General features: G+C 72.1%; 12 protein-coding genes and 1 pseudogene. 4 read left to right on the top strand and 9 right to left on the bottom strand.

Annotation, left to right across the window (positions count from 1 at the left end):
- Positions 1-142: 142 nt before the first annotated feature.
- Both ACFWH7_RS17805 and ACFWH7_RS17800 read right to left on the bottom strand, forming a co-directional pair.
- Positions 143-1,087, bottom strand: coding sequence for a permease prefix domain 1-containing protein (locus ACFWH7_RS17805; protein WP_378218448.1), 945 nt, complete (start codon positions 1,085-1,087; stop codon positions 143-145).
- A complete protein-coding gene (locus tag ACFWH7_RS17800; RefSeq protein WP_194226621.1) occupies positions 1,084-1,428 on the bottom strand; it encodes a PadR family transcriptional regulator in 345 nt (114 codons plus the stop codon). Before ACFWH7_RS17800 ends, ACFWH7_RS17805 begins: the two co-directional genes overlap by 4 nt.
- A gap of 118 nt (positions 1,429-1,546) precedes the next feature.
- On the opposite strand from ACFWH7_RS17800, the gene ACFWH7_RS17795 reads away from it, so the two are divergent.
- Positions 1,547-2,257 carry a metal-dependent transcriptional regulator gene (locus ACFWH7_RS17795; RefSeq protein ID WP_378218446.1) on the top strand — a complete coding sequence of 237 codons (711 nt, stop codon included), beginning with the start codon at positions 1,547-1,549 and terminating at the stop codon, positions 2,255-2,257.
- 107 nt (positions 2,258-2,364) lie between these two features.
- Here the strand turns inward: ACFWH7_RS17795 and ACFWH7_RS17790 are convergent, their stop codons facing one another.
- From ACFWH7_RS17790 to ctaE, 5 genes are all read right to left on the bottom strand, one after another.
- Positions 2,365-2,991 carry a superoxide dismutase gene (locus ACFWH7_RS17790; RefSeq protein WP_277514338.1) on the bottom strand — a complete coding sequence of 209 codons (627 nt, stop codon included), beginning with the start codon at positions 2,989-2,991 and terminating at the stop codon, positions 2,365-2,367.
- 187 nt (positions 2,992-3,178) lie between these two features.
- The gene (qcrB, locus tag ACFWH7_RS17785) at positions 3,179-4,945 is read right to left on the bottom strand and encodes a cytochrome bc1 complex cytochrome b subunit (protein WP_378218443.1); all 1,767 of its coding nucleotides are present in this window, start codon (positions 4,943-4,945) and stop codon (positions 3,179-3,181) included.
- Positions 4,942-6,003: a cytochrome bc1 complex Rieske iron-sulfur subunit gene (gene qcrA / locus ACFWH7_RS17780; protein ID WP_378218441.1), complete on the bottom strand. Its 1,062-nt coding sequence runs from the start codon at positions 6,001-6,003 to the stop codon at positions 4,942-4,944. Before qcrA ends, qcrB begins: the two co-directional genes overlap by 4 nt.
- Complete coding sequence (gene qcrC / locus ACFWH7_RS17775) at positions 6,000-6,779, bottom strand: cytochrome bc1 complex diheme cytochrome c subunit (protein WP_047234750.1); 780 nt, start codon at positions 6,777-6,779, stop codon at positions 6,000-6,002. The genes qcrA and qcrC overlap by 4 nt, the downstream gene beginning before the upstream one ends.
- Before the next feature lie 76 nt (positions 6,780-6,855).
- Complete coding sequence (ctaE, locus tag ACFWH7_RS17770; RefSeq protein WP_082141561.1) at positions 6,856-7,506, bottom strand: aa3-type cytochrome oxidase subunit III; 651 nt, start codon at positions 7,504-7,506, stop codon at positions 6,856-6,858.
- Between the two features lie 317 nt (positions 7,507-7,823).
- On the opposite strand from ctaE, the gene ACFWH7_RS17765 reads away from it, so the two are divergent.
- A complete protein-coding gene (locus ACFWH7_RS17765) occupies positions 7,824-8,261 on the top strand; it encodes a response regulator (protein WP_047234754.1) in 438 nt (145 codons plus the stop codon).
- Positions 8,262-8,294: 33 nt separating this feature from the next.
- Complete coding sequence (trpD, locus tag ACFWH7_RS17760) at positions 8,295-9,392, top strand: anthranilate phosphoribosyltransferase (RefSeq protein WP_378218438.1); 1,098 nt, start codon at positions 8,295-8,297, stop codon at positions 9,390-9,392.
- A 40-nt stretch (positions 9,393-9,432) separates the two neighbouring features.
- Here the strand turns inward: trpD and ACFWH7_RS17755 are convergent, their stop codons facing one another.
- Positions 9,433-9,714 carry an Lrp/AsnC family transcriptional regulator gene (locus ACFWH7_RS17755; protein ID WP_024840033.1) on the bottom strand — a complete coding sequence of 94 codons (282 nt, stop codon included), beginning with the start codon at positions 9,712-9,714 and terminating at the stop codon, positions 9,433-9,435.
- Positions 9,708-11,552 (bottom strand): DEDD exonuclease domain-containing protein, encoded by a 1,845-nt coding sequence (locus ACFWH7_RS17750; RefSeq protein WP_378218435.1) that lies wholly within the window; start codon positions 11,550-11,552, stop codon positions 9,708-9,710. The genes ACFWH7_RS17755 and ACFWH7_RS17750 overlap by 7 nt, the downstream gene beginning before the upstream one ends.
- Before the next feature lie 124 nt (positions 11,553-11,676).
- Here ACFWH7_RS17750 and ACFWH7_RS17745 point away from each other — a divergent pair.
- A pseudogene (locus ACFWH7_RS17745) lies at positions 11,677-12,293 on the top strand (hypothetical protein); the annotation flags it as partial.

Raw genomic sequence — 12,293 nt, 5'->3', positions numbered from 1 at the left:
CCCCGCGTGCGCGCGCGCCCCGGCCCGCCCGCCGGCGCGGCGGGCCGCGGGGGGGGCCCGGGGGCCCCCCGCGGCGGGCCCCCCCCCCCCCCGCCCCCGCCGGGGGGGGGGGCGCCCCCCGCGAGCGGGTCATCGGGCCAGCCTAGGCAGCGGGGCGGCGCAGAGCCTTGACCCAGACGCTGACGACGTCCCAGCCGGTGATCACGACGGTCGCCGCGATGATCCCGTTCGAGAGCCAGGTGAGCGAGTCGCCGCCCGTGACCTCGAGGAACGCGGGGTTCACGAGGCGGTCGGCGCTCGCCAGCCAGACGACGGTGCCGGCGAACAGCACCCCGACGACCGTGTTGGCGACCGCGAGCCCGACGGTCCACCGGCCGCGCGCGTACACGAGGATGGTGAGCACGATCTCGGCCGCGACGAGCGCGACGAGCACGCCGGTCCAGACGGGCCACAGGTCGGGCTGCAGCACGGGGACCGCGGTGCCGTCGGGGCCCCGGTAGGTCGCGACGTTCTGGAGGAGCAGCACGGCGGCGACCAGGACGAGCAGACCGACCGACACGACCGTGTCGACGAGCGTGACCTCGCGGGGCGCGCGCTCGGTCGGGAGGCGGTCGACCGTCCAGGGTCCGGTGAGCTCGTCCTGGCTCCGCGGGGAGCCGTAGCGCTCGAGGAGGACGAAGACGAGCGTCGTCCAGAACGCGATCTGGAGGGCGACGGAGGCGGTCGTCCAGATGCCGCTCCAGATGGCCGAGCCCACAGGGCCGCCGTCGACGAGGTCCGTGGTGAGCACGATCGCCCCGGGGATGAGGCTGACCCAGAGCAGCACCTTGAGGAGGCGCAGCCAGTCGAGGTAGAGCGTCGGCCCGATGAGGTACAGCGGGCGACCGGCGAGGTCGGCCGCGAGGCGGTCGGGGTCGCCGAGGTCGTTGAGGACGTCGGTCTCGGCCCGCGCCGGGTCGGTGCCGGCGTCGACCTTGGCCTCGACGGCGTCCGCGACGGACGCGCGCAGCTCCTGCTCGAGGTCGGCGTGCTGGTCCGCGGGGACGCGGCGCAGCGTGGCGGCGACGTAGCGGTCGGTGAGCGTCATGACGTGCCTTCCTGGGAGTCGATGGTCCGGAGGCTCCGCGCGATCGCGAGCCACTCGTCGAGCAGGTCGCGGGCGAAGCGCTCGCCCGCGGGGGAGGTGCGGTAGAACTTGCGCGGCCGCGCCTCGTCGGTGTTCCACTCGCTCACGAGGAGGCCCTGCTTCTCGAGCCGGCGCAGGAGCGGGTAGAGCGTGTTGGCGTCGACGGGGACGCCCGCTGCGGCGAGCGCCTCGAGGAGCCCGTAGCCGTAGCCGGGCGTGCGCAGCAGCAGCAGGCTCGCGACGACGACGGAGCCGCGTCGCACCTCCTGGCTGTGCCCGGCATAGATCTCGGGATCGGTCATGGTCCACACCATAGTGTGTGACGCACAGTACGCACGAGAGGCACACTATCGTGTCGGCGCGAGAGCGCTAGACTGGAACGGTTCCAGAGAAGAGTGCGTACCTGCCGCGGGAGGCCGAGTGACCGACCTGATCGACACCACCGAGATGTACCTGAAGTCGATCTACGAGCTGCAGGAGGAGGGGATCCCTCCGCTGCGCGCGCGGATCGCCGAGCGCCTCGGGCACTCGGGGCCGACCGTCTCCCAGACCGTCGCGCGCATGGAGCGCGACGGCCTCGTCGTCGTCGGCGGCGACCGCCAGCTCGAGCTCACGGTGCTCGGGCAGCAGACGGCGGTGCGCGTCATGCGCAAGCACCGCCTCGCCGAGCGGCTGCTCACCGACGTCATCAAGCTCGACTGGGAGCAGGTCCACACCGAGGCCTGCCGCTGGGAGCACGTCATGAGCGACCTCGTCGAGCAGCGCCTCGTCGCGCTCCTCGACCACCCCGCGCACGACCCCTACGGCAACCCGATCCCGGGCCTGCGCGAGCTGGGCGAGGACCTGCCCGAGGTCGAGTACCTCGACGGCGTCGTGTCTCTCCCGGTGCACCTCGCCGCGCGCGGCGCGACCGACGGGGACGAGGTGCGCGTCCTCCTCCAGCGCATCGCCGAGCCGGTCCAGGTCGACGTCGAGCTCCTCGCACGCTTCGCCGAGGCGGGCGTCTTCCCGCGCCGGACACTCGTCGTCGCGGTGAACCACGGCGTCGTCACGGTCTCGGGGGACGGCGCGCAGACGGTCCTCGACCTGCCCGACGACGTAGCGCGCCACCTCTTCGTCACGGCGGACTAACCGGTCCGCCGGCAGGGCGCCGAACACGACATGAGGGCCGTTATCCGGTGGATAACGACCCTCATGTCGTTCTCGTGGGCGGGCAGGGTCGTGCTCGCCCCGGGGGGTCAGGCGGGGATGATCAGGCCGGCGGTCTGGGTCTTGGCGCGCTGGAGGCGGGCCTCGGCGTCGGACCAGTTGACGAGGTTCCACCAGGCGGTGACGTAGTCGGCGCGCACGTTCTGGTAGTCGAGGTAGTAGGCGTGCTCCCAGACGTCGAGCAGGACGATCGGGGTCAGGCCGAGGGTGAGGTTGCCCTGCTGGTCGTAGAGCTGGACGGTGACGAGCTTGGAGCCGATGGAGTCCCAGGCGAGGATGGCCCATCCCGAGCCCTGGACGCCGGCGGCGACGGCGGCGAACTGCTTCTTGAAGGCGTCGAAGGAGCCGAAGTGCTCGTCGATCGCGGCGCCGATCTCGCCGGTGGGCTCGCCGCCGCCCTCGGGGGAGAGGTTGGTCCAGAACGCGGAGTGGTTGACGTGGCCGCCGAGGTTGAACGCGAGGTTCTTCTCGTGCAGGTTGATCGCGGCGAAGTCGCCGGTCTCGCGGGCCTCGGCGAGCTTCTCCAGGGCGGTGTTCGCGCCGGTGACGTAGGCCTGGTGGTGCTTGGAGTGGTGCAGCTCCATGATCCGCCCGGAGATGTGCGGCTCGAGCGCACCGTAGTCGTAGGACAGCTCGGGCAGGGTGTAGACGGGCATCCGGAGTACCTCCTGGTACGGACCGCGGGAGAGCGTCCTGCGGCCGCTGTGCGGTGAACTGACGGTGTCTCAGGCCCTCAGGCAGGCGCGGCTGCCCGCGCCCGGGTGCCGAGACGACGATGACCCGCGACCTGTCCGCCTCGATGAGGGGACTGGTCGCGGGTCATCGTCCTACTGTGCAGGAACCTCAGGGTCGACGCTCGTCGGCGCCCTTCTCGGGCTCGACGAGGTCGCGCCCACCACCGACGGCGGCGGCACCGGCCTCGATCTGCGCGTGGCTCTCGCTGCTCTCGAGCGCGTCGTGCTCGCCGTGCGAGTGCGCGGCCGCGAGCTCGACGGGCGTCACGGGCTCGATCCGGTCCTCGTAGAAGAACCGCGACAGGCGCTGGAGGCGCTTGTCCTTCTTGTAGCCCTTGCGGCGCACGCCGCGCGAGTCCGTCGCCGGCTCGATCTCGAGCGGCTCGTGGGCCTGGTAGTTGACCCGGAGCCAGCGCTCCTGCTCGTCGAGCGGGCGGTGGACCTCGATGTACTCGCCGTGCGCGAACCGCACGATCCGGCCCGTCTCGTGGCCGTGGAGCACGAGCTCGCGGTCCTTGCGCTGCAGGCCGAGGCAGATGCGCTTGGTGATCCAGAACGCGAACCACGGGCCGACGAAGAACAGGATCCGGAACGCCCACGTGATCGTGTTGATCGACATGTGGAAGTGCGTCGCGATGAGGTCGTTCGACCCGGCGAGCGCCAGGATGATGAACGCCGTGAGGAAGGCGACACCCAGACCGGTGCGGACCGGGACGTTGCGCGGGCGGTCGAGCACGTGGTGCTCACGCTTGTCCTTCGTCACCGCGGCCTCGAGGAACGGGTAGACGAACAGGAACGTGAACAGCAGGCCGGGCACCACCACGGCCGGGATCAGGACGTTGAGGGGCACCGTGTAGTCGCCCCACGTCACGAACTCCGCCTGTCCTGGCATGAGTCGTAGCGAGCCTTCGAGGAACAGCATGTACCAGTCGGGCTGCGCTCCCGCGGACACCGGTGACGGGTCGAACGGACCGTAGTTCCACACGTTGTTGATCGCCATCGTGCCGCCCATGAGGGCGAGGATGCCGAACACGACGAAGAAGAAGCCGCCGGCCTTGGCCACGTACACCGGGAACAGCGGGTAGCCGACCACGTTCGTGTCCGTGCGGCCGCCACCGGGGTACTGCGTGTGCTTGTGCAGCACGACGAAGAACAGGTGGAGCGCGACGAGCGCGAGGATCAGGCCGGGCACGAGCAGGATGTGCACCGTGAAGAGCCTCGGGATGATGTGCTCGCCCGGGAACTCGCCGCCGAAGATGAAGTAGGAGAGGTACGACCCGATGAGCGGGATCGACTTCACGACGCCGTCGGTGATGCGCAGGCCGTTGCCGGACAGGACGTCGTCCGGGAGGGAGTAGCCCGAGAAGCCGGCGGCGAGGCCCATGATCATGAGCAGCATGCCGACGAGCCAGTTGATCTCGCGCGGCTTGCGGAACGCGCCGGTGAAGAACACGCGCATCATGTGCGTGACGATCGCGGCGAGGAAGATCAGCGCCGCCCAGTGGTGGATCTGCCGCATGAGCAGACCGCCGCGCACCTCGAACGACATGTGCAGCGTCGACGCGAACGCGTCGGACATGAGCACGCCGTTCATCGACGCGGGCTCGCCGTGGTAGGTGACGAGCGACATGCTCGGCACGAAGAACATCGTCAGGAAGATGCCGGTGAGGATCAGGACGACGAACGAGTACAGGGCGATCTCGCCCAGGAGGAACGACCAGTGGTCGGGGAAGACCTTGCGCGCGAACTCCTTGACGGCGACGCCGATGCCGGTGCGCTGGTCCAGGTAGTCGGCGGCCTTGCCGGCGGGGGTCGTCGGCGCGGCTGACTTCGGTGCGGCCGCCTTGGGTGCGGCGGTTCCGGTGCTGGTGGTCACTTCAGACGCTCCCAGAAGCTCGGGCCGATGGGCTCGTGGAAGTCGCTCTGGGCGACCAGGTAGCCCTCGTCATCAACGGTGATCGGCAGCTGCGGCAGGGGCCGCTTCGCGGGCCCGAAGACCACCTTCGCGCTGTCGGCCACGTCGAACGTCGACTGGTGGCACGGGCACAGCAGGTGGTGCGTCTGCTGCTCGTAGAGCGCCACGGGGCAGCCGACGTGCGTGCAGATCTTGGAGAACGCGACGATGCCGTCGTACGACCAGGTCTCGCCCGCGGGCGCCTGCTCGGACACGATGTCGCGCGGGTCGAGACGGACCAGCAGGACGACCGCCTTGGCCTTCTCCGTGATCCACTCGTGGGACTGCATCTCCTCCTGGGAGGCCTCGGGGATGATGTGCACGACCGAGCCGATCGTCACGTCCGCCGCCTTGATGGGCCGGCCGGAGGGGTCGATCGCGAGGCGCGTCCCGGGCTTCCAGAGGGTGTGCTTGAACTTCGAGACGTTCCAGTCGCCACCGACGCTGCCGACGAGCGGGACGGCGATGGTGAGGGGGAACAGCGCGAGCGCGGAGATGACCGCACCCTTGAGGACGCCGCGGCGGGCGATGCCCGAGTCCTTGGCGCCGGCCTCGAGCTCGGCGATCGCGCCGACGCGGGTCTCGGCGTCGCTCGCGATCGGGTGGCGCTCGTCGACCTTCTCGTGGTCGGACATGAGCACCTTCGCCCAGTGCACGGCACCGAGGCCGATGCCGAGCAGCGCGAAGGCGATGGCCACGCCGAGCGAGAGCGTCGACAGGCGCACGCCCGCCGTGGTCCCGTCCGGCGGGATGACGAAGTAGACGACGAGCGCGGCGATCGTGCCGATCACCGAGATGCCGAAGAGGGTCGCGACCTGGCGCTCGGCGCGCTTGGACGCCTTCGGGTCGCGGTCCGCCATGCGGCTCTTGTGCTCGGGAAGCCCCGGGTCCGGGAACGTCTCGAGGGTGCCGTGCTCCTCGCGGTGCCCGACCTCGCGGTGCGAGGACTCGGGCGACCGGGGGTTCTGGTAGTCGCTCACGAGGACTTCGCTCCGATCCACACTGCGGCCCCGATGAGGAGGCCCATTCCGACGATCCAGGCCCACAGGCCCTCGCTGACGGGGCCGAGCGAGCCGAGCGAGAGGCCACCGGCCGAGCCCTCACGCTGGTCGACGAGGAACGCGATGACGTCCCGCTTCTCCTCCGGCGTGATGGTCGCGTCGTTGAAGACCGGCATCGACTGCGGGCCGGTGAGCATCGCCTGGTAGAGGTTGCGCTCCGAGGTGTCCCACAGCGGGGGCGCGAACTTGCCCTCGGAGAGCGCGCCGCCCGCCCCGACGGCGTTGTGGCACATCGCGCAGTTGGTGCGGAAGATCGCGGCGCCGTTCGCGACGTCGCCGAGCGAGGCGTCGACCTGCTCGTCCGTCGGGATCGCCGGGCCGGCACCGAGCGAGGCGACGTAGGCGGCGAGCTGCGCCGTCTGCTCCTCGTCGAACTGGCGAGGCTTCTGGATGGCCTGCGGACCGTCCATCTGCATGGGCATGCGGCCGGTGGACACCTGGAAGTCGACCGACGCGGCGCCGACACCGACGAGCGACGGAGCGGTGTCCGTGCCCTCTGCGTTCGGGCCGTGGCACGTGGCGCAGTTGGCCTGGAACAGCTTCTGGCCGGTCTCGATGTCCTCGGTGCTGGCGGTCTCGGCGTTGGCCGGGGTCGGTGCAAAGGCGGCGTAGACGCCACCGGTGACCAGCAGCGCCAGCAGCAGCAGCACGACCGGCGCGAAGCGGTGGTGTCTGCGGGCGGCGAGTGCCTTCACGAAATGATCCTCGTCTCGCAGGTGGGGGAGCAGGGGGCGGGTGGGCGGACCGGGGCGGACCCCGGGCGGGTCGTCGTCAGCGCAAGATGTAGATCACGAAGAACAGCGCGATCCACACGACGTCGACGAAGTGCCAGTAGTAGGACGTCACGATGGCCGTCGTGGCCTCGTGGTGCCCGAAGTTCTTGGCCGAGAACGAGCGGCCGAGAAGGAACAGGAAGGCGATCAGACCACCGACGACGTGGAGGCCGTGGAAGCCGGTCGTGATGTAGAAGACGGAGCCGTAGGGCGTCGAGGAGATCGAGACGCCGTGCTCGACGAGCTCGGCGTACTCGAAGATCTGACCGCCGATGAAGAACGCGCCCATGAGGAACGTGAGGGTCATCCACTCGTTCATCCCCCAGCGGTTCACCTGGAAGATCGATCCGGTGCGCACGGGCTGGAAGCGCTCGGCGGCCCACACGCCCATCTGGCACGTCACCGACGACAGCACCAGGACGGTCGTGTTGATCGCCGCGAAGGTCAGGTTGAGCTTGTCCGCCTGGAGTGCCCACTCGTCGGCGGGCATCACGGCGCGGACCGTGAAGTACATGGCGAAGAGGCCGGCGAAGAACATGAGCTCGCTGGCCAGCCACACGATCGTCCCGACCGAGACGGGGTTCGGTCGGTTGACGCTCACGTGCTGATGGGCGTGGGGGGCAGCCGTTGCGGTCGACACAGAAGCCATTATGGCCGACGAACGGGCCCTTCGCGGCACGCAGACGACCGCCCGGAGGCGGTGAATCTCACAATGTCTCCAGATCTTCCCACGGAGACCTGCACTTGGTGACGGATCGCTGCTAAGTGCCATGAAACTCGCAGGCTCGCAGGCCCGGCCAGGGCCCTTGGTCCCGGGTCCCCCGCCGGTCGGCGTCGGCACCGCGCGAGGGGGTGCTGCGATCGGCTCCGACGTGCCAAGATGCCAGTCGGGACGCGCGCGCCACAGGTGTTCGGGTGCGGCCTCCCGGACCACCCGAGGGAACCACGAAGGCGACGGTGACGACGATGACGACGACCGTGACGACGACGCACGGGGACACGAGCGTGACCCCGCGCGCGCCGCGCATCCTCCTCTACAGCGACGACGTGACGGTGCGCGAGCAGGTGCGCCTCGCCGTCGGGCGCCGGCTGGGTGCGGGTCAGCCGGACATCGAGTGGCTCGAGGTCGCGACCCCTGCGGCCGTCGTGACCTCCGCCGACGCGGGCGGGTGGGACCTGCTCGTCCTCGACGGGGAGGCGGACAAGGCCGGTGGCATGGGTCTGTGCCGCCAGCTCAAGAACGAGGTCTACCGCTGCCCGCCCGTCCTGGTCCTCACCGGCAGGCCGCAGGACGGTTGGCTAGCATCGTGGTCGCTCGCCGACGACGCGGTGCCGCGACCGTTCGACGCGGTCGCCCTCCAGCGCGCCGTCGCCGACCTGCTGCGTGCCGCCGGCACGCGGTAGCCGACAGGAGACCGACCAGCCGAAGGGCCACCCGTGACCGCCACCCCGCACCCCGCCGCCTCGACCACGAGCGACTCGACGGGCACGGGGCTCACGTGGCCCGGCCTGCTGACCGAGCTCGTCGCGGGGCACGACCTCGACGCCGACTCCACCGCCTGGGCGATGGACCAGGTGATGTCCGGCGAGGTGTCGCCGGTGCGGCTCGCGAGCTTCCTCGTGGCGCTCCGCGCGAAGGGTGAGACCGTCGCGGAGCTGACGGGCCTCGCGGACGCGATGCTGGCCCATGCGAGCCGGTTCGCCGTGGACGGGCCGGCGGTCGACATCGTCGGCACGGGCGGGGACCGCGCGCACACGGTCAACATCTCGACCATGGCCTCGCTCGTCATCGCGGGCGCGGGCGTGCGGGTCGTCAAGCACGGCAACCGGGCCGCGACCTCGTCGTCCGGCGCGGCGGACGTGCTCGAGGAGCTGGGCATCCGGCTCGACCACGGGCCCGAGCGCGTGGCCCGCATCGTGCAGGAGGCGGGCATCACGTTCTGCTTCGCGATGGTCTTCCACCCGTCCATGCGCCACGCGGGCGTGGCGCGCAAGGAGCTCGGCATCCCGACGGCGTTCAACGTCCTCGGCCCGCTGACGAACCCCGCGCAGCCGCGTGCGGCCGCCATCGGTGTCGCGGACGCGCGCATGGCGCCGCTCATCGCCGGGGTGCTCGCGGGGCGCGGGACCTCGGCGCTCGTGTTCCGCGGCGACGACGGGCTCGACGAGCTCGCCGCGACGGGCGGGGCGACGGTGTGGGAGGTGCGCGACGGCGTCGTGACCGAGCAGCGGCTCGACCCGGTCGCCGACCTGGGCCTCGCGCCGGTGACGATCGCCGACCTGCGGGGCGGCGAGGCGGCGCACAACGCCGACGTGGCGCGACGCTTCCTGGCGGGCGAGTCCGGGCCGGTGCGGGAGACGGTGCTGCTCAACGCGGCGGCCGGGCTCGTCGCGGACGGCACGCTGCCCGGGACCTCGGAGGGCGCGCTCGCCACGCGCCTCCGCGCCGCCTACGAGATCGCGGCGCGCAGCGTGGACACGGGCGCGGCCCGCGACGCCCTCGCGCGCTGGGCGGAGGCCGCGGCGCGGGACTGACCCTGCTGGACGAGGCGGTCGGCGGTCGCCGGCCGCCTCGTCAGTCGTCGAGGCCGAGCGCGAACGCCTGCTCGAGGTCGACGTTGGAGTAGGCGCGGAACGCGATGAACGTCTCGGTGCGCACGACGCCCGGGACCTTGCTGATGCGGTCCGCGATGACGTCGGCGAGCTGGTCGTGCTCCTGGACCCGGACCATGGCGACCAGGTCCGCCTTGCCCGTGACCGAGTAGACCTCGCTGACGCCCTTGAGGTCCGCGACCTCGGACGCGACCTCGGGGATGCGGGCGGGGTCGGTGTCGATCAGGACGATGGCGGTCAGCATGGTTCCTCCGGGGTCGGGTCGTCGACTGGCGACCACTCTACGGTCACGCCGGGCGCCGCGTGCGTCAGGTCGGGGCGGTCGCCCGGGTCGGCGTGGCGCGCGACGTCCCGGGCCGTGGCCGCGAGGTCCACGTGCGACCCCGCGGACCGGACCGGGCACGCCCACGGGCCGGTGACGTCGACGATCCGCACGCCCGGCTCCTGGAGCCACGACAGCACGATCTCGGCCTCGTGGGGGTGGCTCGCCGGGGCGGGCGGCACGGGCGGGGCGACGGTCTCCGCCGTCGCGACGAGGGCGTCGACGAGCGGCCACGGGTCCGCGCCGGGGTCGCTCACCCCGGTCGCGGCCAGGCGCGCGTGGCGGACCACGACGATCTCCCACCCGCCGGCGTCCGTCGGGCGGGCGGCGACGAGCTCGGCGCAGGCGGCGAGCGGAGCGAGTCGCTGTGCGCGCGCCGCGCCCGCGAGGAACGCCCGCAGGCGATGCGTGAGCTCGCCCGCCTGCTCGAACCGCTCGTCCCGCGAGAGCGCGACGATCCGGCGTCCGAGCTCCGCGACGACGTGCGACGGGTCGCCCTCGAACGCCTCCCGCACGCCGGTGGCGACGGCTGCGTACCCGGTGTCGAGCTCGATGGTCGTGCACGGCGCCGAGCACCGCCCCATCTCCGCCAGGACGCACGCCGTCGCCCCGGGCGAGGCGACGACCGGGAGCCGGCGCGTGCACTGGCGCAGCGGGAACGCGTCGTGGAGGGCGTCGACCGCGGCCTGGGCCTGGTGCTTGGACGCGAACGGCCCGATGTGCGCCGCCGGCGCGCGGACGTCCCGCACGACGGACAGGCGGGGGTAGGTCTCGTCCGTCAGCCGGACCCAGGTCATGCGCTCCGGGTGCCGCGACCGCCGGTTGTAGCGCGGCGCGTGCTCCGCGATGAGGCGCAGCTCGCGCACCTGCGCCTCGAGCGGCGTCGCGCACACGACCGGGGTGACGGCGTGCGCGATGCGCACCATCTCGGTGATGCGGCTGCGCTTCTCGGAGCGGGTGAAGTAGGAGCGGACACGGCGCCGGATGGACGTCGACGTGCCGACGTAGAGGACCTCGTCCCCGGGCCCGCGGAAGAGGTAGACGCCGGGGGCGTCCGGGAGGTCGTCCGCGAGGTGCCGTTTGCGTCGCACGTCCTGCGGGACCGGGTCCGTCGCGCCGGCGAGGTCCTCGAGATGCGTGACGCCCAGCGGCCCGAGCCGCGCCAGGAGGGCGTGCAGCACGTCCACCGTGGCCCGCGCGTCGGCGAGCGCGCGGTGCTCCGGCGTCACGGTCGCACGGAACAGGGCCGCGAGGGTCGCGAGCTTGTGGTTCGGAGCCTCGTCCCGGGTGACGACGCGGCGTGCGAGCGGGACGGTGTCGAGCACCTGGTTCCCCGGCCACTCGTAGTCCGCTGCCCGGCACGCGGCCTTGAGGAACGAGATGTCGAACGGCGCGTTGTGCGCGACGAGCACGGCGCCGCGCGCGAACTCCAGGAAGCTTGGCAGGACGGCCTCGATGCGCGGGGCGGTCGCGACCATGGAGGAGGTGATCCCCGTCAGGCGGGCCACGAAGGCCGGGACCGGGACGCCGGGGTCGACGAGCGTCTGGAACTCCCCGAGCACCTCGCCACCGCGGACCTTCACGGCGCCGATCTCCGTGATGCCCGCGCCCGCCGGTGACCCGCCCGTGGTCTCCAGGTCCACGACGACGAATGTCACGTCGCGCAGCGGCGTGCCCAGGTCGTCGAGCGTGGGCTGGACGGGCACGCCTCGTGGCGCTGACCCCTCGCGCGAGGAGGCGAGGAGGGGTCCGGACGGCATGGCGGCGAGGTTAGCGACGGCCACCGACACGGCCGAGGCGGGACGCGGGGGGTCCCCGGTCGGGCACGGGCACGGCATAAGGTGGTGCCCTGGGGAATCGGGACGATCGGGGACGAAATGCCCCATGACAGTCCCGACGACAGGAACGCAGGAGGGGCAGCGGATGGTGGCCGAGAGGTCGGACGAGGAGGAACCCGCCGGCGGCGTCCCGACGGCGGTGCGCGCGCTGCTCGTCGAGGCGGCGGCGGACGTGCTCGGCACGCTCGACCCGGTCCTCGTCCCCGTCGCCCTGCAACGGGTCAAGTCCTTCGCACCCCGTCGGCGCGCGTCGGCCGGTGCGGCGCCGTTGTGGCGCGCCCTGGTCGACGACGCCGGGTTCCGCCACGCCGTCGCCGCCGCCTGGTCGCGCGAGCACGGGACCCCGACGGGTGCGCCGTCGGATCCCTCGGTCCCGGACGGCCAGGGACCGCCCGTCGACCTCACGCCAGCACCGCGTGCCGACGCCGTGGCGGAGCCGGGCGACGAGGGCCCCACCGCGCCCGCTCTCGTCCGCGAGCGCGCCGCCGGTGCCTTCCTGCTGCGTCCGGACGGCTGGGAAGCGGCCGTGGAGCGCGCCCGCGCGCTCGACACGACGCTGCGCGCCGAACGCTCGGAGCGCAGCGAGGTCGCCCGGTTGCGTCGCGACCGCGACCGGCTGGCCGCGCAGGTCGAGGAGCTGAGGGCGCAGGCGCGCGATGCCGC

Origin of the sequence: Cellulosimicrobium cellulans (assembly GCF_042723955.1) — a bacterium.
Classification (GTDB): domain Bacteria; phylum Actinomycetota; class Actinomycetes; order Actinomycetales; family Cellulomonadaceae; genus Cellulosimicrobium; species Cellulosimicrobium cellulans_H.
Note: the sequence above shows the minus strand (reverse complement) of the source record. Positions and strands in the feature narration are given on the sequence as shown.

What these genes read in the sequence shown, in the direction of transcription:
- ACFWH7_RS17805 (WP_378218448.1), bottom strand. Translation starts at nt 1,087, where the DNA reads ATGACGCTCACCGACCGCTACGTCGCCGCCACGCTGCGCCGCGTCCCC.
- ACFWH7_RS17800 (WP_194226621.1), bottom strand. Translation starts at nt 1,428, where the DNA reads ATGACCGATCCCGAGATCTATGCCGGGCACAGCCAGGAGGTGCGACGC.
- ACFWH7_RS17790 (WP_277514338.1), bottom strand. Translation starts at nt 2,991, where the DNA reads ATGCCCGTCTACACCCTGCCCGAGCTGTCCTACGACTACGGTGCGCTC.
- ctaE (WP_082141561.1), bottom strand. Translation starts at nt 7,506, where the DNA reads ATGGCTTCTGTGTCGACCGCAACGGCTGCCCCCCACGCCCATCAGCAC.
- ACFWH7_RS17765 (WP_047234754.1), top strand. Translation starts at nt 7,824, where the DNA reads ATGACGACGACCGTGACGACGACGCACGGGGACACGAGCGTGACCCCG.
- ACFWH7_RS17755 (WP_024840033.1), bottom strand. Translation starts at nt 9,714, where the DNA reads ATGCTGACCGCCATCGTCCTGATCGACACCGACCCCGCCCGCATCCCC.
- ACFWH7_RS17750 (WP_378218435.1), bottom strand. Translation starts at nt 11,552, where the DNA reads ATGCCGTCCGGACCCCTCCTCGCCTCCTCGCGCGAGGGGTCAGCGCCA.